Here is a 22,112-nt window from a genome sequence, read left to right on the forward strand (position 1 = left end):
AGGTCCCCCATGCCCCCCAGCGAGGCGTCCTTCAGTGAGACGGCGGTGATCCGCTCCCGCCGGGTCGTGCTGCCGGACGGCGAACGTCCCGCTGACGTGCTGATCCGCAACGGCACGATCGAGCGGATCGCCGGGCACGGCGCGCTCACGGCCGGCGACGGCGGACTCACCGACCTCGGCGACACCGCCCTGCTCCCCGGTCTGGTCGACACCCACGTGCACGTCAACGAGCCCGGCCGGACCGAGTGGGAGGGGTTCGCCACCGCCACCCGGGCCGCCGCCGCCGGCGGGGTCACCACGATCATCGACATGCCGCTCAACTCCATCCCGCCCACCACCACGGTGGACGGCCTGGAGGCCAAGCGGAAGACCGCCGAGGGCCAGGCCTGGGTCGACCTCGGGTTCTGGGGCGGGGCCGTCCCCGGCAACGTGCCGGACCTCGAACCGCTGCACCGCGCGGGCGTGTTCGGCTTCAAGAGCTTCCTGGCGCCGTCCGGCGTGGACGAGTTCCCGCACGTCGAGCAGGCCGACCTGGAGGCCGCGCTGGCCGAGCAGGCCCGGATCGGCGCGCTGGCCATCATCCACGCCGAGGACCCGGCCGTGCTCGCCGCCGCCCCGCAGCAACCCGGCGTCCACTACCGCGACTTCCTCGCCTCCCGGCCCGCCGACGCGGAGACCGCGGCCGTCGCCCGGCTGCTCGACACCGCCCGCCGGACCGGCGCCCGGGTGCACATCCTGCACGTCTCCTCCGCCGCGGTGCTGCCGCTGCTGCGGCAGGCCCGCGCGGACGGCGTCCGGGTGACCGCCGAGACCTGCCCGCACTACCTCACGCTGGCCGCCGAGGAGGTGCCGGACGGCGACACCGCGTTCAAGTGCTGTCCGCCGATCCGCGACGAGGCCAACCGCGACGCGCTCTGGGCCGCGCTGGCCGCCGGCGAGTTCATCGCGATCGTCTCCGACCACTCGCCGTCCACCCCGGACCTCAAGCTGCTGCCCGAGTTCGGCGGCAGCGGCGACTTCGCGGCGGCCTGGGGCGGCATCGCCTCCCTCCAGCTCGGCCTGCCGGCGATCTGGACCGAGGCCCGCCGCCGCGGCCACACGCTGTCCGACGTCGTCCGCTGGATGGCGAGCGGGCCGGCCGCCCTGGTCGGCCTCACCGGCACCAAGGGCGCCATCGCCGTCGGCCACGACGCCGACCTGGTGGCCTTCGACCCGGACGGCGCGTTCGCGGTGCACGCCGCCGAGCTGCACCACCGCAATCCCGTCACCCCCTACGCGGGCCGCACGCTGACCGGCGCCGTCCGCACCACCTGGCTGCGCGGCCGGGTGGTCGACACCGCCGCCGAGCCCTTCGGCCGCCGGATCACCCGTCACCAGGAGACCCAGTGAGCACCGTCAACACCCCGAGCGCTCCGTTCACCGAGCTGGTCGACCTGGCCTCCCGGCGGCTCGGCGCGGGCGTCGTCGCCACCAACGAGGACACCTTCGCGGACGCGGAGAACCTGCTGGTCGCCAAGCCCGCGGAGTTCCGCGCGCACACCTTCGGCCACAAGGGCCAGATCATGGACGGCTGGGAGTCCAGGCGCCGCCGCGGCGCCGGCCCCGAGCAGCCGCACCCCACCGACGAGGACCACGACTGGGCGGTCGTCCGGCTCGGCGTCGGCGGAGTGATCCGCGGCCTCGTCGTGGACACCGCCCACTTCACCGGCAACTACCCGGAGAGCGCCTCGGTCGAGGCCGCCGCCGTTCCCGGGCACCCGTCGCCGGCGGAGCTCGCGGCCGCCGAGTGGGTCGAACTGCTGCCGCGCACCCCGCTCCGGGGCGACACCGCGCACGAGTTCGCGATAACCGACGGCACCCGCTACACCCACGTGCGCCTCAACATCTTCCCGGACGGCGGGGTCGCCCGGCTGCGGGTGCACGGCGAGGTGCTGCCCGACCCGCGCGAGCTGGACGGCCTCACCTTCGACCTGGCCGCCCAGGAGTTCGGCGGCGTGGCCGAGGCGGCGTCCGACCGCTACTTCTCCTCCCCGCACAACCTGAACGCTCCCGGCCGCGCCACCGTCATGGGCGAGGGCTGGGAGACCCGGCGTCGGCGCGACAAGGCCAACGACTGGGTGCAGATCGCCCTGGCCGGGGGCGGCGAGGTCCTTGCCGCCGAGGTGGATACCACCCACTTCGTCGCCAACGCCCCCGGCTGGGCCGACCTGACCGGCTACGACGCCACTGACGGCGGGGACCCTTCCACCGACCCCGACGGCTGGTTCGAGATCCTGCCCCGCACCCGACTCCAGCCCGACACCCGGCACCGCCTGCGGCTCGACGTCGGCCGCCCGGCGACCCACGTCCGGATCAACGTGTACCCGGACGGCGGCCTCGCCCGGCTGCGCCTCACCGGCCGCCTGACCGAGTCCGGCCGCGCGGCCCTCGCCCTGCGCTGGTTCAACGCCGTTCCCGCTGCCGAGGCCGCCGCCGCGCTCACCGAGGCCGGTCTCACCGGCGCGGAGGCCGCCGACCTGGCCGCCGCCCGCCCGCTGGCGGACCGGGCCGCGGCCACCGCCGCCGTCGCCGCGCTGCGGCCGGGCGACGGCCCGGACGGCGAGCACTCCTCCCGCCGCCGCTCGGCCGTCTGGCGCCTGCTCGGCGTCTGAGACGCCGTCAACCTCCTCTCCACGCATGCCTTTGTCGACCCTGAAGGACCCTCCATGTCCAAGATCCTGACCACGGAGTCGGGCGCGCCCGTCGCCGACAACCAGAACTCGGCCTCGGCCGGCGAGTACGGCCCGCTGCTCATCCAGGACCAGCAGCTCCTGGAGAAGCTGGCCCGGTTCAACCGCGAGCGCATCCCGGAGCGCGTCGTGCACGCCCGGGGCTCCGGCGCGTACGGGTACTTCGAGGTCACCGACGAGGTGTCGCAGTACACCCGGGCGGCCTTCCTCTCCGAGGTCGGCAAGCGCACCGAACTGTTCCTGCGCTTCTCCACCGTGGCGGGCAACCTGGGTGCCAGCGACGCGGTGCGCGACCCGCGCGGCTTCGCGCTGAAGTTCTACACCGAGGAGGGCAACTACGACCTCGTCGGCAACAACACCCCGGTGTTCTTCATCAAGGACCCGATCAAGTTCCCGGACTTCATCCACTCGCAGAAGCGCGACCCGTACACGGGCGTCCAGGAGGCCGACAACGTCTGGGACTTCTGGGCCCACTCGCCGGCCTCCACCCACCAGATCACCTGGCTCTTCGGCGACCGCGGCATCCCGGCCTCGTACCGCCACATGAACGGCTACGGCTCGCACACCTACCAGTGGGTCAACGAGCAGGGCGACGCCTTCTGGGTGAAGTACCACTTCAAGACCAACCAGGGCATCCGCTCGCTGGACGGCGGCCAGTCCGCCGAGGTGCTCGGCGCCGACGCCGACAGCCACCAGCGCGACCTGCACCAGGCCATCGAGCGCGGCGTGTTCCCGAGCTGGACGCTGTACGTCCAGCTGATGCCGGTCGCCGAGGCCGCGGACTACCGCTTCAACCCCTTCGACGTGACCAAGGTGTGGCCGCACGCCGACTACCCGTTGGTCAAGGTCGGCCGCCTGGTGCTGAACAAGAACCCGGAGAACGTCTTCGCCGAGGTCGAGCAGTCGGCGTTCTCGCCGAACAACTTCGTGCCCGGCATCGGCCCGTCCCCGGACAAGATGCTCCAGGGCCGGCTGTTCGCCTACGCGGACGCCCAGCGCTACCGCCTCGGCGTCAACCACACGCTGCTCGCCGTCAACGCCCCGCGGGCGACCGAGGCGAACAACTACGGCCGCGACGGCTTCGCCGCCGTCAACAAGTCCGGCCGCGGCAAGAACTACGAGCCCAACTCGTACGACGGCCCGGCCCAGACCGACAACGCGCTCGCCGCGCCGGTCGCGCTGAACGGCCACACCGGCACCTACACCACGCCGGCGCACACCAAGGACGACGACTTCTTCCAGGCCGGCGAGCTCTACCGGCTGATGTCGGCCGGCGAGAAGACCCGCCTGATCGACAACATCGCGGGCTTCCTGGCGCAGGTGACGCGCGACGACATCGTCGAGAAGAACCTCGCCCACTTCCACGCGGCCGACGAGGAGTACGGCAGCCGCCTGGAGGCCGCCGTGGCCAAGCTCCGGGCCGGCGACGAGGGCTGACCCCGCGTCCCACCGGTCCGCTGTGAACCACCCTCACCGGCCGCCGGGGCCCGCACCCCGGCGGCCGCACACCGAGCCTCTCCCCCCAGGGCAGTGGGGGAGGGGCCGTTGTGCTGTCCGCACAGAGCACCCGACACCGGCGCCGGTCAAGTTCTTTACCGTACCTGCACGAATATCCGCGGAGCGGCACCGGCCGACCTCCCCGGGTGGTTAGGCTGGAGAACACCCGCGGGTAACTCCCTGGGGGACATCGGAAGGGGACGACATGTCGACACCAGCCCCGGGTCGCCACGCCATGCTGGACGAGGGCGTGCCCGGTCCGTTCACCTCCCTGCAGCACGCCCTCAGACTGCTGGAGGCCGTCGACCGGCACCCCGGCGGTGCCACCCTGGTCTCCCTCGCCCGGGAGACGTCCCTGGCCCTGCCGACCGTCCGCCGGCTGGCCGAGATCCTGGAGATCGAGGGCTACCTCCAGTGCCAGGACGGCGGTTGGGTGCTCGGCGGCACCTTCGCGCTGCTCGGGCAGTACAACCGGGAGCAGCTGGTCCGGGCCCGGCTGGACCGCAAACTCGCGGAGCTGCGGGACGAGTTGGGCGCGGCGGTGTACTTCACCCGGTACCACGACGGCGAGCTGTCGGTCGAGGCGGTGGCGGCCGCCGAGCACGCGCCGGCGGTGCAGGAGTGGGTGGACTTCCGGGCCACCGCGCACGCCAGCGCGATCGGCAAGTGCCTGCTCAGCCAGCTCGACCACGACGCCCGCCGGGACCACCTGTCCCGCCACCCGGTGGCCCGGCTCACCTCGCGGACGGTCGTCGACGCCGACCAGTTGATGCACCGGCTGGAGCGCCAGCCGGCCACCGTGCCGGTGCTGGACATCCAGGAGTACGCGCTCGGCACCGTCTGCGCCGCCGTGCCGGTGACGGCGGGGAGCACGGTCGGCTGCCTGGCCACCTCGATGCCGCTCGACAACGCGCACCGGCTCAAGGCGGCCGCCGAGCTGCTGGCCGCCCGGGCCGCGCCGCTGATGCTCGCGATGGCGGTCTGACCCTTCGGGGCCGCCCCCTCCCACGAGCCCCGCCGGATCCCGGCGGGGCTCGCGTGTTTCCCGGGCCGCCGTCCGGTGCACATCACCTATTAGACTCGATGTCGATAAGGGCTGCCGAAACCCTTGTAGCAGGCGCTACCCGCGAGTAAGTTGCCTGGTGCCGCGCGAGCCGAGCCGCCCCGCCCCCAGGTCAGGAGGGCCTCCATGCCCCGCACCACCACACCCGTTCCCGCCGTCGCCGCCCCGGCCGCCCGGGTCCACGACAGCCTCGTCCTGGAGCCCCGGGACGTCCGCTTCGACTGGTCCGGGCTGCCGCTGCACTGGATCCCCGACGAGCCGATGGCCACCCACGTCATCAACGTCCTGCACCTGCTGCTCCCGGAGGGCGAGCGCTGGTTCGTCAAGGTGTTCAAGGAGGCGCTGCCGCTGATCCGGGACGAGCGGCTGCGCGAGGAGGTGCTGGGCTTCATCGGCCAGGAGGCCATCCACGCCGAGGCCCACCAGGAGGTGCTGGACCACCTGCTCGGCCAGGGCCTCGACCCGCGTCCCTACGTCCGCCAGGTCACCTGGCTGTTCCAGCGCGTCCTCGGGGACAAGCCCGGCCTCCCGCCCGTCCGGCGGCGCGAGAACATCGTCGAGCGGGTTGCCTTCGTCGCCGCGATCGAGCACTTCACCGCCTTCCTCGGCGACTGGGCGCTCAACTCGCCCGGCCTGGACCGGGCGAAGGCCGACCCGACGATGCTCGACCTGCTGCGCTGGCACGGCGCCGAGGAGGTCGAGCACCGCAGCGTCGCCTACGACCTGATGGTCCACCTCGACCCCGGCTACGCCCGCCGGATCCGCGGCATGGCCGTCTCCGGGCCGCTGCTGGTCCACCTCTGGGTGCGCGGCGCCCGCTTCCTGCTGGCCGCCGACCCCACCCTGGACGGCCGGATCCGGCCCAGCTGGCGCGAGGCCCGGCGGCTCGCCCGGCGCGGCCTGCTGCCCGACCCGGTCCGCTCGCTCCGCTCCGGCCTGCGCTACCTGCGGCCCGGCTACCACCCCACCCAGGAGGGCTCCTCCAGCCAGGCCCTCGGCTACCTCGCCACCTCCCCGGCCGCCCGCGCCGCCGCCCACTGACGCCAGGAGAGTCGCCCGGATGGACCTGCACAACCCGCCCCCGGACCTCTACGGCCGCCCCCGCGCGGACCGGTTCATGCGAGGCCTGACCGCCTTCGGTGACCGCTACACCCCCGCGCTGGGCGGCCCGCTGCTGCGCCGCAGCCCCCGGCGCCCGTTCGGCCGCCCCACCCCGGCGCTGCAACTGGTGGTGACCGCCCGTCGGACGATCGCCACCGACGTCGTCGAGCTGCTGCTCGGCGACCCCTCCGGCGGGGCGCTCCCGCCCTGGCAGCCCGGCGCGCACCTGCGCCTCGCGCTGCCCTCGGGCCGCGAGCGGCACTACTCGCTCTGCGGCGACCCGGGCGACCGGCGGGCCTACCGGATCGCGGTCCGCCGGCTGCCCGGGGGAGGCGGCGGGTCGGAGGAGATCCACCGCGAGCTGCACCCCGGCACCCGGCTGACCGCCCGCCACCCGCGCAACGGCTTCGCCTTCTGCGCCGAGCCGGCCGTCCTGCTGCTGGCCGGCGGCATCGGGATCACCCCGCTGCTGCCGATGGTCCACGAGGCCCGGCGGCACGGCCTGGACTGGCACCTCGTCCACGTCGGCCGCAGCGCCGACACCCTCCCCTACGCGGAGCTGCTGCGCGGCCTCGACCCGGGCCGGGTCCACCTGCGCACCGACGACGAGCACGGCGGGGTGCCCACCGGCGCCGAGCTGCTGGCCCACGCCCCGCGCGGCGCCGCCGTCTACTGCTGCGGCCCGGCCCCCATGCTGACCGCCGTCCAGCGCGCGCTGGACGGATCGCCGGCCCGGGCCCTGCACTTCGAGCGGTTCGGCGCCGCCCCGGTCACCGGCGGCGAGCCGTTCGCCGTCCAGCTCGGCACGGACGGCCCGGTGCTGGACGTCCCCGCCGACCGGTCCGCCCTGGACGTGCTCCGCGAGGCCCGTCCGGACCTGCCGTACTCCTGCCACCAGGGCTTCTGCGGCACCTGCGAGGTCCGGCTGGTGGCCGGCGCCGCGGACCACCGCGACCGCCGCCTCACCCCCGAGCAGCGCGCCGCCGGCGCCCTGCTGCCCTGCGTCTCCCGGGCCGCCGGGGGCGAGACCCTCGTCCTGGACCTCTAGCACTGGAGCCCGCCGTGCTGCTTCGCCCCCCGGCCGTGCCCCGCACCCCGGCCTTCCCGTTCACCGACCACGACCTGGACCGTTTCCGCGAGGTCCAGCAACTCGCCTACCACTGCGCCGAACAGGTCGCCGCCTGGATCGAACCGGGGGTGACCGAGCGGCAGGCCACCGCCGAGCTGCGCCGGTGCCTGGTCGCCGCCGGCGTGCAGGACTTCTTCCACGTCCCCTTCGCCTGGTTCGGCGACCGCACCGCCTTCCGGCACTTCCGCACCCCGCTGCAGTTCTTCGCCGGCAACCGCCGGCTGGAGGACGGCATGCCGTACGTCCTGGACTGCGCGCCGATCGTGGACGGCTACACCGCCGACATCGGCTACGGCGGCAAGGTCGGCGAGAACCCGGTCTGGGACCGGCTGGCCGCCGACCTCCGGGTCTACCGCGAGCTGATCCTCACCGAGGTCCGCGCCCGCCGCCCGCTCGACGAGGTGTACGCGGCGGTGGACGCGCAGATCGCCGCGCACGGCTACGACAACCGCCACCGGGTCTACCCGGGCCGGGTGATCGGCCACCAGGTCACCCGGACCACCAGCCGCGGCCCGGCCGGGGTGAACGTCCTCGGTTTCGGGGTGCGTACACTCCAGACGCTCGGCCGCGAGCTGATCGGCGAGCGCCTCCAGGGCCGCTCCCCGCTCTGGGCGGACGGCCGGTCCTCCCGGCACGCGCCGACCCCGGGCCTGTGGGCGGTGGAGCCGCACATCGGGTTCCGCGCGGTGGGCATCAAGTTCGAGGAGCTGCTGGTGGTCACCGAGGACGACGCGTACTGGCTCGACGACGACCTGCCGCACGTGCGGCGCTGGACCGCTGCCCACGCCGAGGCGACCGCCCAGGAGGCGACCCGATGACGACCACCCGCCGCCGCACCGTCCACTCCGGCGGGCTGCCGCTCGCCGTCTTCGAGGACGGCGACCCCGACGCGCCCACCGTCCTGCTGGTGCACGGCTACCCGGACACCCACGTGGTCTGGGACGACATCGCCGCCGACCTCGCCCGCGACCACCACGTGGTCCGCTACGACGTGCGCGGCGCCGGCGAGTCCGGAGTGCCCGCCTCTCGAGAGGGCTACCGGCTGGAGCACCTGGCCGCCGACCTCTTCGCGGTCGCCGACGCGGTCAGCCCGGACCGCCCGGTGCACGTGGTCGCCCACGACTGGGGCTCGCTGCAGTCCTGGGAGGCCGTCACCTCGCCCGGCGCCGAGCGGCGGCTCGCCTCCTACACCACGATGTCCGGCCCCTGCCTGGACCACATCGGCCACTGGATGCGCGAGCGCTACCGCCGCCCCACCCCGCGCCACCTGCGGCAACTGCTCGCGCAGGGCGTGCACTCCTGGTACATCACGGCCTTCCACCTGCCCTACCTCGCCCCCGGCATCTGGCGGCTCGGCCTGGCCCGCGCCTGGCCCCGGGTGCTGCGCGACCTGGAGGCCGTCACCCCGCGGCCCGGCCACCCGCAGCCCACCCTGCGGCGGGACGCGGTGCGCGGCATCGAGCTCTACCGGGCCAACATGCGCCCCACCCTGCGCAATCCGCGCGAGCGGCCCACCGAGGTGCCGGTCCAGCTGATCACCCTCACCCGGGACCACTACGTCGGCGAGTACCTCTCCGAGGGGCTGGAGCGCTGGGTGCCCAGGCTGACCCGCCGCTCCCTGCACGCCACCCACTGGTCCGCCCTCCTGGAGAAGGGAACCGCCGTGGCCGGGATGGTCCGCGAGTTCACCGCCGGTGTCGACGCCGGACAGGCCCCCGACCCGGCCGGCGACGGCCCGCTGGTCGTCATCACCGGCGGCGGCAGCGGCATCGGCCGGGCCACCGCGCTCGCCTTCGCCGAGGAGGGTGCCCGGGTGGTGGTCTGCGACCTCGACCACGACGCCGCCCGGCGCACCGCCGAACTCGCCTCCCTGCTCGGCCCCCAGGCGCACGCCTACCGGGTCGACGTCAGCGACGGCGCCGCCGTCGACGCCTTCGCCGAGGCGGTCGCCGCCGCGCACGGGGTCCCCGACGTGGTGGTCAACAACGCGGGCATCGGCCACTCCGGGACGTTCCTGGAGACCACCGAGAAGGAGTGGCAGCGCGTCCTGGACGTCAACCTCTGGGGCGTGATCCACGGCTGCCGCGCCTTCGGCTCGCTGATGGCCGACCGCGGCCGGGGCGGGCACATCGTCAACCTCGCCTCGGCCGCCGCCTACCTGCCGTCCAAGGCGCTCACCGCCTACGCCACCAGCAAGGCGGCCGTGTTCATGCTCTCCGACTGCCTGCGCGCCGAACTGGCCGGGCACGGCATCGGCGTCTCGACCATCTGCCCCGGCATCGTCAACACCAACATCACCCGCACCTCCACCTTCTCCGCCACCAGCGCCGACCAGCAGGCGGCCAAGCAGGCCCGCGCCGCGAAGCTCTACGCCCGCCGGGGCTTCCCGCCGGAGAAGGTCGCCACCGCGATCCTGCACGCCGTCCGCACCGGCAAGCCGGTCGTCCCGGTCACCCCCGAGGCCAAGGCCGCCCGCTTCCTCAGCCGCCTCTCCCCGGGCCTGCTGCGCCTGGCGGCCCGCCTCAACGTGACCTGAGCGAGCGGCCGGTGGGCCTGTGATATCGGAGAGGCTGGAAATCGATATCACAGGCCCAGCTCGCTCGGGAGGCCCGCCATGGCTCGCACCGTGATAGACGTCAACGACACGCTCCTCGCCGAGGCCGCGGAGATCTTCGGGACGACCACCAAGGTCGCCACGGTCAACGCGGCCCTGGAGGACACGATCAAGCGCCGCAAGCGCGAGTCCTTCCTCACCTGGCTCTCCGAGGGCGGACTGCCCGACCTCACCGGCCAGGCGCACCCGGGTGAGTGAGCGCTTCCTGATCGACAAGTCGGCCTTCGCCCGGTACCCGACACCTGCCGTACGCGCCGCGATCGAGCCGCTGCACAACGCCGGACTCCTCGCCGTCTGCGGGGCCGTCGAGCTGGAGGTCATGCACAGCGCCCGCTCGAAGGCCGATGCCGAGCGCATTCGCGAAGGAATGCGCGGCTTCGACTGGCTTCCGACGCCGGACGAGGTCTGGGACCGGGCGATCGAGGTGCAGGCACGACTGACGGCCGCCGGCAACCGGCGGGCCCTGTCGGTCGCGGACCTCGTCACCGCCGCCACGGCCGAGCGTCACGGCGCGACCGTCCTGCACTACGACGGTGACTACGACATGATCGCCGCCGTGACCGGTCAGTCCACCCGCTGGGTCGTTCCGCCGGGTACGGCCGACTGACCCGCCCCCGGCGGCGCCGGGAGCCTGCCGCGTGCGCTCGTACGTCGTCGCGGGTGGCCGCATCGACGGGCCGGCGGCGAAGACATGATGCCGCCGCCCGACGGCACGGCGCGGTAAGTCCCGGGTGACCGGGGCAGCATCCAGGGTGCCGGAGGAAGCACGAGCGAAGGACGGGACATGGCGCAGCCGCTCACGGGCAAGGTCGCCCTGGTCGCCGGGGCGACCCGGGGGGCCGGGCGGGGGATCGCGGTGCAGCTGGGGGCCGCCGGGGCGACGGTCTACGCGACCGGGCGCAGTGCCGGCGGGCACCGCTCGGAGTACGGGCGGGCGGAGACCCTGGAGGAGACGGCGGCACTGGTCACCGCGGCCGGCGGCCGGGGGATCGCGGTCCGCGCGGACCACCTCGTCCCCGCCGAGGTCGAGGCCGTGGCGCGGCGGATCGAGGCCGAGCAGGGCGGGCTCGACGTCCTGGTGAACGACATCTGGGGCGGCGAGAACCTCTTCGAGTGGGAGAGCCCGGTCTGGGAGCACGACCTGGACAACGGGCTGCGCCTGCTGCGCCTGGCCGTCGAGACGCACGTGATCACCAACCACCACCTGCTGCCGCTGCTGCTGCGCCGCCCGGGCGGTCTGGTGGTGGAGATGACCGACGGCACCGCCGACTACAACGCCACCCGCTACCGGAACTCGCTCTGCTACGACCTCGCCAAGTCCTCGGTGCTGCGGATGGCCTTCGCGCTGGGCCACGAGCTGGCCCCGCGCGGGGCGACGGCGGTCGCGCTGACCCCCGGCTGGCTGCGCTCCGAGATGATGCTGGAGCACTTCGGCGTCACCGAGGAGAACTGGCGCGACGCGACCGCGAAGCAGCCCGGCTTCGGCGTCTCGGAGTCGCCCGGCTACGTCGGCCGCGCCGTGGTGGCGCTGGCCTGCGACCCCGGGGTGGCGCGCTTCAACGGCGGCTCGCTCTCCAGCGGCGCCCTGGCGAAGGAGTACGGCTTCACCGACCTGGACGGCAGCCGCCCGGACGCCTGGCGCTACCTGGTCGACCAAGAGACGGCGGACGGCCCGCTGGACCCGGCCGGCTACCGCTGAGCGAGGCCGCGGGGCGCGGCCGGGCGCGCCGTGGCCGCTCCGGGCCGGGCATTTGGTACCCAGGAGTTCCATCACCCAGCGGAAGCGAGGGAACCCCCATGGCCACCGGCACCGTGCAGTCCTACCACGCCGACCACGGCTACGGCCTGATCACCCCCGACGAGGACGGCCCCGCCCTCTACGTCTACTTCGACTCGATCCTGGCCGAGGGCGACCGCGTCCTCACCGAGGGGCGGCGGGTGGAGTACGAGCCGATGGAGCAGGAGGGGCGCTGGGTGGCCGAGCGGGTGCGCCCGCTCTGACCCGCGGTCGGCCCGCCCCGGCCGGCCGAGGCCCTACGATCAAGGCCCATGGAGATGACGACCGCCCTGTGGTCCTTCGCCCTCGTGGTGGGACTGCTCACGCTCACGCCCGGGATCGACACCGCGCTGGTGCTGCGCACCTCCGCCCTGGGGGAGCGCCGGCAGGCCTGGGGCGTGGTGCTCGGCATCCAGACCGGGACCCTGATCTGGGGCACCCTCACCTCGGCCGGGGTGACCGCCCTGCTGACCGCCTCCCACCTGGCGTACGAGGTCCTGCGCTGGACCGGGGCCGCGTACCTGGTCTGGATGGGGATCGGCCTGCTGCGCAACCGGGGCGGCGGGGCCGAACCGGAGCGGCTGCCGACCGGCGGCGGGGTCCGGTCCGGCTGGCGGCGCGGCACGCTCACCAATCTGCTCAATCCCAAGGTCGGCGTCTTCTACGTCGCCGTGCTGCCGCAGTTCATCCCCGCGGGGGCCCCGCACTTCGCCGCCGGGGTGGCGCTGACCTGCGTCCACGTCGTGGAGGGCCTGCTCTGGTCGGCCGTGCTGGTGGGCTTCGCCAGGGCGGTGCGCGGCTGGCTGAGCCGGCCCGCCGCCCGCCGGCTGCTGGACCGGGTGACGGGTGCGGTGGTGGTGGGCTTCGGGGTGCGGCTGGCGCTCTCGGAGTAGCCCGCCCGGCGCGCTGCCCGACGTCACCCGGGTGGTGGCGCCGGATGGCCGGGCGGGCGGGGGCGGGGCTGCATGGGAGGCGACGGAGCCCATCCGACGGGAGCAGCGCATGGCCATCATCGTGATGTTCGAATTCCCCGGTACCACCCGGGACCAGTACGAGGAGGCGGTGGACCGGCTGACCGGCGGCACCGGGCTGAACGCGCCCTCCGACTGGCCGGTGCGCGGGCTGGTCCTGCACGTGTCCGGTCCGACGCCGGGCGGCGGCTGGCACGTCACCGAGGTGTGGGAGTCCCGGGAGGCCTTCGAGCACTTCTCGGCGGTGCTGCTGCCGATCCTCCAGGAGGTCGGCATCCCGGCCGCACCGCCGCTGATCCGCGAGGTCCACGACGTCGTGCGGTGACGGCGGGGCCGGGCCGCGCCGCGGTCAGGCCGCGTGGGACCGCGTGTCCCCGGTGGCCGGACCGGCCGCCCGCGCCAGGTCGTGGTGGATCGGCCCCTCACCGCGGCTCAACGGCAGGCAGCTGCCGCCGCGCCGGTGGGCGACGATCTCGGCGGCGACCGAGACGGCGGTCTCCTCGGGGGTCCGGGCGCCGAGGTCCAGGCCGATCGGCGAGCGCAGCCGGCCGATCTCGGCGTCGGTCAGGCCGACCTCGCGCAGCCGGGTGTTGCGGTCCCGGTGGGTGCGGCGCGAGCCCATCGCGCCGATGTAGCCGACCGGCAGCCGCAGCGCGCGCTCCAGCAGCGGGATGTCGAACTTGGCGTCGTGGGTGAGGACGCAGAGCACCGTCCGCCCGTCGATCCGGTCCAGCTGGGAGTCCAGGTAGCGGTGCGGCCAGTCGACCACCACCTGGTCGGCGTCGGGGAAGCGCCGCTCGGTGGCGAAGACCGGCCGGGCGTCGCAGACGGTGACGTGGTAGCCGAGGAACTTGCCGATCCGCACCACGGCGGCGGCGAAGTCGATCGCTCCGAAGACGATCATCCGCGGCGCGGGGACGTAGGACTCGACGAAGAAGGTGACGGTGCCCTGCTCCCGGTCGTCGCAGGGGCGTCCGTCGAGGCCGAGGACCAGCCGGCCGGTGCGCCCGGCGTCCAGCATGGCGCGGGCCTCGTCGACCACGGCGCGCTCCAGCGGGGCCACGGTGGTGGGCGCGGGGGAGAGGGCCCCGTGGTGGGTGTCGGCGGTGACGGCGACGGTGGCGCCGACCAGTGCGGCGGGGCCGTCGATCACCCGGGCCAGGGCGACCGGGGTGCCGGAGGCGAGGTAGGTGATGCCGGCGTCGAGCGCGGGGTCGGTGCCGGGGACGACCGGCTGGACGAAGACGTCCAGCACGCCGCCGCAGGTCAGGCCGACCGCGAAGGCGTCCTCGTCGCTGTAGCCGAAGCGTTCCAGCACCGGCCGGCCGGACTCGATGGCGGCCTGGCAGAGCTCGTAGACGGCTCCCTCGACGCAGCCGCCGGAGACGCTGCCGATCGCCTCGCCGGCCGCGTCGACGGCGAGCGCGGCACCCGGGTCGCGCGGCGCGCTGCCGGAGACCCCGACCACCGTGGCCACGGCGAAGGAACGCCCGGACGCGTGCCAGGCCTGCAGCTGCTCGGCGATGTCGTGCATGTCGGGGAGCTCCTTAACACCTCGGAAGACGGAACGGGAGGTGCCGCCGTACGGGAAACGATTCCCGTACGGCGGCGGTGCTGCTAGTGGACGCCCAGCCAGGACTTGATCGGAGTGAGCGCGAAGTAGACCACGAACACGCCGGTGAGGATCCACATCAGCGGGCCGGGCTCGCGCCACTTGCCGGTGCCGGCCTTGATGACGGTGTACGAGATGACGCCCGCGGCGACACCGGCGGTGATGCTGTAGGTGAACGGCATCAGGGTGCAGGTGAGGAAGGCCGGGATGGCGACCTCGCGGTCCGACCAGTCGATGTGCCGGGCCTGGCTCATCATCATCGAGCCGATGACGACCAGGGCCGCGGAGGCGACCTCGGTGGGGACGATCGCGGCGAGCGGCGAGAAGAACAGCATGAGGGCGAACACGCCGCCGGTGACGGTCGAGGCGAGGCCGGTCCGGGCGCCGTCGCCGACGCCGGTGGCCGACTCGACGAACACGGTCTGGCCGGAGGCGCCCGCGACGCCGCCGATGGCACCGCCGGCGCCGTCGACGAACAGCGCCTTGGACAGGCCGGGCATCCGGCCCTGCTTGTCGGCCAGGCCCGCCTCGGTGCCGACGCCGATGATGGTGGCCATCGCGTCGAAGAAGCCGGCCAGGACCAGGGTGAAGACGGCGACCGAGGCGCTGATCGCGCCGAGGCCGTGGCTGCCGAAGGCCCCGAAGACGTCGATGTGGCCGAAGAGGCCGAAGTCGGGTGCGGAGACCGGGCCGCCGCTCGGCCACACCGGGGCGGAGCTGACCCAGGTCTTCGCCGGGAGGTCGGCGACCGCGTTGATGACGAAGGCCACCACGGTGCCGCCGGCGATGCCGATCAGGATCGCGCCGCGGACGTTGCGGGCCAGCAGGACGAAGATCGTCAGCACCGTGAGGCAGAAGACCAGCACGGGCCAGCCGGCGAGTTCGCCGAAGGGGCCGAGCGCGAGCGGGGTGGGGCCGCCGGTGTGCACGAAGCCGGCCTTGACCAGGCCGATCAGCGAGACGAAGAGGCCGATGCCGATGGTGATGGCGTGCTTGAGCGGCAGGGGGATGCCGTTCATGATCTTCTCGCGCAGTCCGGAGACCACCAGCAGGACGATCAGCAGGCCGTAGACGACGCAGAGGCCCATCGCCTGGGGCCAGGTGGTGTGCGGTACCACCAGGGCGGATATCACGCCGGAGACCGAGAGGCCGGCGGCGACCGCGAGGGGGACGTTGCCGACCACGCCCATCAGGATCGTGGTGACGGCGGCGGCGAGCGCGGTGGCGGTCGTGAGCTGGGCGTGGTCCAGCTTGAGGCCGTTGACGTCGGCACCGCTCAGGATGATCGGGTTGAGCAGGACGATGTAGGCCATCGCCATGAAGGTGGTGAGGCCACCGCGGATCTCGTTGCCGAAGGTCGATCCCCGGGCCGTGATCTTGAAGTACGCGTCCATGGCGTTCTTCGGCGGTGTGACCGGGGCCGACGTGGGGGTGTCGTCCTCGGTGGGTCTGTCTTCAGTGGTGCCGGGCTCCGTGGGGATCCTGGTCATGTCCACTCCCAAGTGTCAAAGGGGGTTGGGGTGGGCGAGCCGACCTGACAGCCAGTCAACGAAGTTGGCACAGGGGGACGATTCGACTCACTGGGCGCACTCTGTGGCAGTGCTGCGGTGCAGTGCGTTCCACCGGCCGTCGGCCGGGGGTGGGTGGTGCGCACCGCTGCAGAACCCCGGCGTGGGAGAGGCAGCGGGAGGATGCGTTCGCTTTGCTTCGGCTGGTGCATGTGTGGTGCCTGTACTTCGGGGTGGAACTGCCCCGGGGCGGCGGGGAAGACGGTCGCCGCCCCGGGGAGGTGTGGGGGAGACCCGGTGGCTACTTCGGTCCGGGGGCCTCGGTGGTCAGGTGCTCGGGCCGGACGGGGATCCGGTTGAGCGCCAGACCGGTGGCGTTGCGGATGGCGGCCACGATCGACGGCGTCGCGGAGACGGTCGGCGCCTCGCCCACCCCGCGCAGCCCGTACGGGGCGTGCGGGTCGGGGAGTTCGAGGATCTCCACCGGGATCGGCGGGGTGTCCAGGATGGTGGGGATCAGGTAGTCGGTGAAGGACGCGTTGCGGACCTTCCCGTCCTTGACGATGATCTCCTCCATCACGGCCAGGCCGAGCGCCTGGGTGCAGCCGCCCTGGATCTGGCCCACCACCGAGAGCGGGTTGAGCGCCTTGCCGACGTCCTGGACGGCGGTCAGCTCGACCACCTTGACCAGGCCCAGCTCGACGTCCACGTCGACCACCGCGCGGTTGGCGCAGAAGGTGTACTGGACGTGGCCGAAGCCCTGCCCGGTCTCCTTGTCGAACGGCACGGTCGGGCGGTGGTGGTGCTCGCGGGTGAGGTCGATCGCCTCGTCGCCGAGCAGGTCGACCATGGAGACCAGGGCGCCCGTCGACGGCGAGACCACCTTGCCGCCGGTCAGCGTCAGGTCGTGCTGGGTCCAGCCGTAGCGCCGGCGGCCCTTCTCGATCAGCGCCTGCTTGACGGCCTCGGCGGCGAGCTTCACCGCACCGCCCGTCATGTAGGTCTGCCGGGAGGCCGAGGTCGAACCGGCCGAGCCGACCTCGGTGTTGGCCGGGTGGATGGTGACCTGCTCGACGCCCAGCTCGGTGCGCGCGATCTGGGCGTGCACGGTGACGCCGCCCTGGCCGACCTCGGCCATCGCGGTGTGCACCATGGCGACCGGCTCGCCGCCGATCACCTCCAGGCGCACCCGGGCGGTGGAGTAGTCGTCGAAGCCCTCGGAGAAGCCGACGTTCTTGATGCCGACCGAGTAGCCGACGCCGCGCACGATGCCCTCGCCGTGCGAGGTGTTGGACAGCGCGCCGGGCAGCTGGCGGACGTCCACGTGCTCGGTGTCCAGCGGCGGCGGGAGCGGCATGTCCTTGACCCGGCGCAGGAGTTCGGCCACCGGGGCGGGCGAGTCGATCTGCTGGCCGGTGGGCATGAAGTCGCCCTCCGACATCGCGTTCAGCTGGCGCAGCTCGACCGGGTCCATGCCCAGCTCGGCGGCGAGCCGGTCCATCTGGGTCTCGTAGCCGAACGCGGCCTGGACCGCGCCGAAGCCGCGCATCGCCCCGCAGGACGGGTTGTTGCTGTACAGCGCGATGGCGTGCATCTTGACGTTCGGGATCACGTAGGGCCCGTGGCCGAGCGAGGCCGCGTTGCCGACCACGGCCGGCGAGGCGGAGGCGTACGCGCCGCCGTCCAGCACGATCCGGCAGTCGGCGAAGACCAGCTTGCCGTCCCGGGTGGCGCCGTGCTCGTAGGTCATCCTCGCCGGGTGGCGGTGCACGTGGCCGTAGAAGGACTCGTCACGGGCGTAGACGATCTTGACCGGCTTGCCGGTGTGCTGGGCGAGCAGGCAGGCGTGGATCTGCATCGAGATGTCCTCGCGGCCGCCGAAGGCGCCGCCGACACCGGCCAGCGTGAGGCGGACCTTCTCCTCCGGCAGGGCCAGCACGGGGGCCATCTGCTGGCGGTCCACGTGCAGCCACTGGGTGGCGATGTAGAGGTCGATGCCGCCGTCCTCGGCCGGCACGGCCAGGCCGGACTCCGGGCCGAGGAAGGCCTGGTCCTGCATGCCGACCTCGTAGCTGCCCTTGACGATGACGTCCGCCAGGGCCCGCACCTCGTCGGTCACGCCGAGGCCGGAGACCAGCTTCTGCTCGTGGCAGATGTTGCCGTAGCCGTGCGACTTGAACTCGTGCGGCTCGTGCACGTAGCCGTGGGTCTCCGGGTCGAGGCACTGCTCCTCGGTGGTGATCGGGGTGAGCACCTCGTACTCGACCTTGATCTTCTTCACCGCGCGGCGGGCCGTCTCCGGGTGGTCGGCCGCGACCAGCGCGATGGCCTCGCCGTGGTAGCGGACCTTGTCGATCGCCAGGGCCGGCTGGTCCTGGATCTCCAGGCCGTAGTACTTGGTGCCGGGAATGTCCTCGTGGGTGAGGACGGCGTACACGCCGGGGACCTTCAGCGCGTCGGCGATGTCCACCGAGAGGATGTTCGCCCGGGGGTGCGGCGAGCGCAGCGCCATACCCCAGAGCATGTCCTCGTGCCACAGGTCGGACGAGTAGGCGAACTCGCCCTTGACCTTCAGGTTGCCGTCCGGGCGCAGCGGCGAGCCGCCGATGCCGTCCTTGCTGGCCTGGTTGATGTTCTGCAGGTTCTTCTGACCCTGGATGGTGCGGGTACTCACTCCGACGTCGCCCTCTCGCACGTGCGGGCGGAAGCCAGCCGCACCGCGTCCATGATCTTCTCGTAACCGGTGCAGCGGCAGAGGTTGCCCGACAGCGCCTCACGGATGTCGTTGTCACTCGGCTGGGCGTCCTTCGCCAGCAGCGCGTCGGTCTGCACCAGCAGGCCGGGCGTGCAGAAGCCGCACTGGACGGCGCCGGCGTCGATGAAGGCCTGCTGGACCAGGCCCAGCTCGCCCTGCTCGTCGCTCAGGCCCTCGACGGTGCGGACCTCGCGGTCCTGCACCTGGCCGGCCGCGACCAGACACGAACAGACCGGGACGCCGTCCAGGTAGACCGTGCAGGAGCCGCACTCGCCCTGCTCGCAGGCGTTCTTCGAGCCCGGGAGGCCGACCCGCTCGCGCAGCACGTAGAGCAGGCTCTCGCCCTCCCAGACGTCGTCGGCCTCGACCGGCTTGCCGTTGGCGGTGAAAGTGACCCTCATGCCGCGCTCCTGATCTGCTTGCTGTAGTCGTTCCACGTCCAGGTGAGCGTGCGGCGCGCCATCACGGCCAGCGAGTGCCGCCGGTAGTCGGCGGTGCCGCGGACGTCGTCGATGGGCGAGGCGGCGGCCTTCACCAGCTCGCCGAACCGCTGGATCACCTCGGCGCCCAGCAGCTCGCCGGACTCCCACAGGCCGCGCTCGGCGAGCACGCCCCGCAGATACTCCTCGGCCTCGACGGCGCGGCGCGGCGTGGGGGCGGCCGAGCCGATCCCGGTGCCGACGGTGCCGTTCTTCGGGTGCAGCGCGAAGCCGAAGGCGCAGACCGCGATCACCATGGCGTTGCGGGTGCCGATCTTGGAGAACTGCTGCGGGCCGTCCGCGACGGGGATGTGCACGGCCCTGATCAGCTCGTCGGCCGCCAGGCTGTTGCGCTTGACGCCGACGTAGAACTCGTCGATCGGGATCATCCGGGTGCCGCGCACGGAGCCCGCCTCGACGAACACGTCGCGGCCGGCGGCCAGCAGCGCGGGGTGCGCGTCGCCGGCCGGGGAGGCACCGCCGAGGTTGCCGCCGACGCCGCCGCGGTTGCGGATCTGCGGCGAGCCGACGGTGTGGGCCGCCAGCGCGAGGCCGGGCAGCGGACCGGACAGCTCGTCGATGATCCGGGAGTAGGGGACGGAGGCGCCGAGCCGGACGACGTCGCCGCCGTTCGACCATTCGGTGAGCTCGGTGATGCGGTTCAGGTCGAGAATCGCGGATGGCCGGTGCACGTCGAAGTTCATCTCGACCATGACGTCCGTACCGCCCGAGATGGGCAGCGCGGTCGGGTACTCAGCCTTCGCCGCGAGTGCCTCGTCCCAGGTAGCGGGCCGAAGGAACTCCATGCGGGTGTCTCCTCAAGTCGTTGCCGGCCGGACGGGTGGGCACAGTGCCCGGGAACTCGGTGTTCGGACCGCGCTGTCCGCTTCGTCGCCTCCGCGTCGGGTCCTGGTCACCGGGGTGTGTCCGGCGGCGTGTGGCCAGTGAACCTCTGTGACGGGGCCCACTGGCAGTCACCGATGGCATGAAGCCCCGGCTGTGGTCCCGCCCGGCATCCTGTACGTTCCTCTAAGGACGAGAATCTCGCAGCCCAGCTGATTTCCGGGTGCTGCCTACGACCGTAATCCGGCCGTGATTCCCAAGCTATGACCCCGTGATCCGGGCGTCCGTTGGGACGTAACACCGAGCACGGATGTTCGGGCACACTGTGACCCCCGGACCGCGCGCTCGGGCCCCCTCACCCCCACCCCAAGCCCGTAAGGAGTCCCGGATGCGTGTCCGCGACCTGCTCGCCCCCGGAGCCCCGAGACTGCGCCTGCTCGCGGCCGAGGAAGAGCTCGACCGGCAGGTCAGCGGCGTGATGACCACGGACCTGCACGACCCGGGCCGCTACCTGCACGGCGGCGAGCTGGTGCTCACCGGCATGCTCTGGCGCACCGGGCCGGCCGACTCCGAACGCTTCGTGCGGACCATCGTGGCCGGCGGCGCGGTCGCCCTCGCGGCCGGCGAGGCCGAGGTCGGCCCCGTCCCCGAGGACCTCGTCGACGCGTGCCGCCGGCACCGGATGCCCCTGTTGGCGGTACCCGACGACATCGCTTTCGGCACCGTCACCGAGTTCATCGGCCGACAGGTCTCCGCCGACCGCGCCGCCGACCTGGCCGCCCTGGTCGACCGCCACCGGCTGCTGGTCTCCGCGGCCGGCGGCGGCGGACTGGACGCCGTCCTCGACCTCCTCGGCGGCGACCTCGACCTCGACTGCTGGGTGCTCACGCCCACCGGCGCGGTGATCGCCGGCCCGGCCGACCGGCTCTCCGCCGAGGACCGCGACCAGCTGGTCCGCGCCCACCTCGGCGCCCAGCGCCAGCGCCGCCGCCCCCCGCACCGGGCCCGGCTGGCCAACGGCTCCTACTCGCTGCTGCCCGCCCCGGCCCTCGACGACGTCCAGGCGCCGCTCGCCGACTGGGTGCTCGCGGTGGCCGGCGACGTCACCGAATGGACCACCAAGCGCCAGCAGCTCGCCGAGAACCTGGCCCGGCTGGTCGCCGCCGAGCGGCACCGCCGCGACGAGGGCCGCCGGCTGCGCCGCCGCCTCGCCGACGAGGTGCTGACGCTGCTCCAGCGCGACGCCGACCCGGGCGAGATCAGCCGCACCCTGTACGCCTCCTCGGCGATGGCCGCCCGGTACGAGAACCCCGAGCCCAAGCCGCAGTCGCCGGACGGCTCCTGGCTGGTGCTCAGCGCCGAGGGCACCGGCCTGCCCGAGGGCGCGGTGCGGCTGATCCTGGAGGAAGCTCTCAACGGCACCACCGACCGCGCCCTGGTCGCCGGGGCGGGCACCGGCGCGGTGGTGGTGCTGCCCGCGCTGGACAGCGCGGTGCCCGCCGACACCCTGCGGGAGCTGCTCGCCCCGCTGGAGGCGGGCCTCGGCTCGGAGGGCCGGATCACCCTCGGCGTGTCGGCCCCCGCCTCCGAGGCGGGCGGCCTGCGCGGCGCCCTGGAGGAGGCCCGGCACGCCCGCCGGATCGCCGCCGCCCGGGTCGGCCGGGTCTGCGTGGCCGGCCCGGAGGAGCTGGCCTCGCACGTGCTGCTGCTGGCCGCGGTGCCCGACGAGGTCCGCCGGGCGTTCCGCAGCCGGCTGCTGGACAAGGTGATCGCCTACGACATCGAGCACCAGGCGGACCTGGTCCGCACCCTGGAGGCGTTCCTGCGCTCGGACGGCTCGTGGACCCGCTGCGCCGCCCAGCTGCACGTGCACGTCAACACGCTGCGCTACCGGATCGGCCGGATCGAGGAGCTGACCGGCCGTGACCTCTCCCGGCTGGAGGACCGGGTGGACTTCTACCTGGCCCTCGAACTGGCCTGAGCCCGCACGGAAAGGGGTCCGCCCCGCACACCGACGGTGTGCGGGGCGGACCC

Annotated in this window: 19 protein-coding genes and 1 pseudogene; 15 read left to right on the top strand and 5 right to left on the bottom strand. The window is 73.4% G+C overall.

Going from position 1 to position 22,112, the window contains the following annotated elements; genetic code table 11:
- The first annotated feature begins 9 nt into the window (after nucleotides 1-9).
- The 14 genes and pseudogenes from allB (at nucleotide 10) to ACZ4UX_RS27705 (ending at nucleotide 13,206) form a co-directional block, all read left to right on the top strand.
- A complete protein-coding gene (allB, locus tag ACZ4UX_RS27640) occupies nucleotides 10-1,389 on the top strand; it encodes an allantoinase AllB (RefSeq protein ID WP_465604353.1) in 1,380 nt (459 codons plus the stop codon).
- A pseudogene (gene alc, locus ACZ4UX_RS27645) lies at nucleotides 1,386-2,438 on the top strand (allantoicase); the annotation flags it as partial. The gene allB and the pseudogene alc, both read left to right, overlap by 4 nt.
- A gap of 267 nt (nucleotides 2,439-2,705) precedes the next feature.
- A complete protein-coding gene (locus ACZ4UX_RS27650; RefSeq protein WP_465708688.1) occupies nucleotides 2,706-4,166 on the top strand; it encodes a catalase in 1,461 nt (486 codons plus the stop codon).
- Nucleotides 4,167-4,431: 265 nt separating this feature from the next.
- Nucleotides 4,432-5,211 (top strand): IclR family transcriptional regulator, encoded by a 780-nt coding sequence (locus tag ACZ4UX_RS27655; RefSeq protein WP_465708689.1) that lies wholly within the window; start codon nucleotides 4,432-4,434, stop codon nucleotides 5,209-5,211.
- Between the two features lie 204 nt (nucleotides 5,212-5,415).
- Nucleotides 5,416-6,330 carry a metal-dependent hydrolase gene (locus ACZ4UX_RS27660; RefSeq protein WP_465708690.1) on the top strand — a complete coding sequence of 305 codons (915 nt, stop codon included), beginning with the start codon at nucleotides 5,416-5,418 and terminating at the stop codon, nucleotides 6,328-6,330.
- Between the two features lie 19 nt (nucleotides 6,331-6,349).
- A complete protein-coding gene (locus tag ACZ4UX_RS27665) occupies nucleotides 6,350-7,438 on the top strand; it encodes a PDR/VanB family oxidoreductase (protein WP_352295124.1) in 1,089 nt (362 codons plus the stop codon).
- Between the two features lie 14 nt (nucleotides 7,439-7,452).
- The gene (locus ACZ4UX_RS27670) at nucleotides 7,453-8,337 is read left to right on the top strand and encodes a M24 family metallopeptidase (RefSeq protein WP_465708691.1); all 885 of its coding nucleotides are present in this window, start codon (nucleotides 7,453-7,455) and stop codon (nucleotides 8,335-8,337) included.
- Nucleotides 8,334-10,055 carry an SDR family oxidoreductase gene (locus ACZ4UX_RS27675; protein WP_465708692.1) on the top strand — a complete coding sequence of 574 codons (1,722 nt, stop codon included), beginning with the start codon at nucleotides 8,334-8,336 and terminating at the stop codon, nucleotides 10,053-10,055. Before ACZ4UX_RS27670 ends, ACZ4UX_RS27675 begins: the two co-directional genes overlap by 4 nt.
- Before the next feature lie 78 nt (nucleotides 10,056-10,133).
- Nucleotides 10,134-10,331 carry a type II toxin-antitoxin system VapB family antitoxin gene (locus tag ACZ4UX_RS27680; protein WP_465708693.1) on the top strand — a complete coding sequence of 66 codons (198 nt, stop codon included), beginning with the start codon at nucleotides 10,134-10,136 and terminating at the stop codon, nucleotides 10,329-10,331.
- Nucleotides 10,324-10,740 carry a PIN domain-containing protein gene (locus tag ACZ4UX_RS27685; protein ID WP_465708694.1) on the top strand — a complete coding sequence of 139 codons (417 nt, stop codon included), beginning with the start codon at nucleotides 10,324-10,326 and terminating at the stop codon, nucleotides 10,738-10,740. The genes ACZ4UX_RS27680 and ACZ4UX_RS27685 overlap by 8 nt, the downstream gene beginning before the upstream one ends.
- A gap of 177 nt (nucleotides 10,741-10,917) precedes the next feature.
- On the top strand, nucleotides 10,918-11,832 hold the full coding sequence (locus tag ACZ4UX_RS27690) for an SDR family oxidoreductase (RefSeq protein WP_465708695.1): 915 nt from the start codon (nucleotides 10,918-10,920) through the stop codon (nucleotides 11,830-11,832).
- Nucleotides 11,833-11,930: 98 nt separating this feature from the next.
- Nucleotides 11,931-12,134 carry a cold-shock protein gene (locus ACZ4UX_RS27695; RefSeq protein ID WP_359804318.1) on the top strand — a complete coding sequence of 68 codons (204 nt, stop codon included), beginning with the start codon at nucleotides 11,931-11,933 and terminating at the stop codon, nucleotides 12,132-12,134.
- A 48-nt stretch (nucleotides 12,135-12,182) separates the two neighbouring features.
- Nucleotides 12,183-12,803 carry a LysE family translocator gene (locus tag ACZ4UX_RS27700; protein WP_329490612.1) on the top strand — a complete coding sequence of 207 codons (621 nt, stop codon included), beginning with the start codon at nucleotides 12,183-12,185 and terminating at the stop codon, nucleotides 12,801-12,803.
- A gap of 109 nt (nucleotides 12,804-12,912) precedes the next feature.
- On the top strand, nucleotides 12,913-13,206 hold the full coding sequence (locus ACZ4UX_RS27705) for an antibiotic biosynthesis monooxygenase family protein (RefSeq protein ID WP_329490613.1): 294 nt from the start codon (nucleotides 12,913-12,915) through the stop codon (nucleotides 13,204-13,206).
- A gap of 24 nt (nucleotides 13,207-13,230) precedes the next feature.
- Here the strand turns inward: ACZ4UX_RS27705 and ACZ4UX_RS27710 are convergent, their stop codons facing one another.
- The 5 genes from ACZ4UX_RS27710 to ACZ4UX_RS27730 form a co-directional block, all read right to left on the bottom strand.
- A complete protein-coding gene (locus tag ACZ4UX_RS27710; RefSeq protein ID WP_465708696.1) occupies nucleotides 13,231-14,415 on the bottom strand; it encodes an XdhC family protein in 1,185 nt (394 codons plus the stop codon).
- Nucleotides 14,416-14,498: 83 nt separating this feature from the next.
- Nucleotides 14,499-15,983, bottom strand: coding sequence for an NCS2 family permease (locus tag ACZ4UX_RS27715; protein WP_465708697.1), 1,485 nt, complete (start codon nucleotides 15,981-15,983; stop codon nucleotides 14,499-14,501).
- 319 nt (nucleotides 15,984-16,302) lie between these two features.
- Nucleotides 16,303-18,675, bottom strand: coding sequence for a xanthine dehydrogenase subunit D (pucD, locus tag ACZ4UX_RS27720; protein WP_465708698.1), 2,373 nt, complete (start codon nucleotides 18,673-18,675; stop codon nucleotides 16,303-16,305).
- Nucleotides 18,672-19,157 (bottom strand): (2Fe-2S)-binding protein, encoded by a 486-nt coding sequence (locus ACZ4UX_RS27725; protein ID WP_359804322.1) that lies wholly within the window; start codon nucleotides 19,155-19,157, stop codon nucleotides 18,672-18,674. The genes pucD and ACZ4UX_RS27725 overlap by 4 nt, the downstream gene beginning before the upstream one ends.
- A complete protein-coding gene (locus ACZ4UX_RS27730; protein WP_465708699.1) occupies nucleotides 19,154-20,041 on the bottom strand; it encodes an FAD binding domain-containing protein in 888 nt (295 codons plus the stop codon). Before ACZ4UX_RS27730 ends, ACZ4UX_RS27725 begins: the two co-directional genes overlap by 4 nt.
- 425 nt (nucleotides 20,042-20,466) lie before the next feature.
- On the opposite strand from ACZ4UX_RS27730, the gene ACZ4UX_RS27735 reads away from it, so the two are divergent.
- On the top strand, nucleotides 20,467-22,059 hold the full coding sequence (locus ACZ4UX_RS27735) for a PucR family transcriptional regulator (protein WP_352295142.1): 1,593 nt from the start codon (nucleotides 20,467-20,469) through the stop codon (nucleotides 22,057-22,059).
- Nucleotides 22,060-22,112: the final 53 nt, after the last annotated feature.

The sequence above is a fragment of the Kitasatospora sp. NPDC028961 genome (assembly GCF_055564815.1).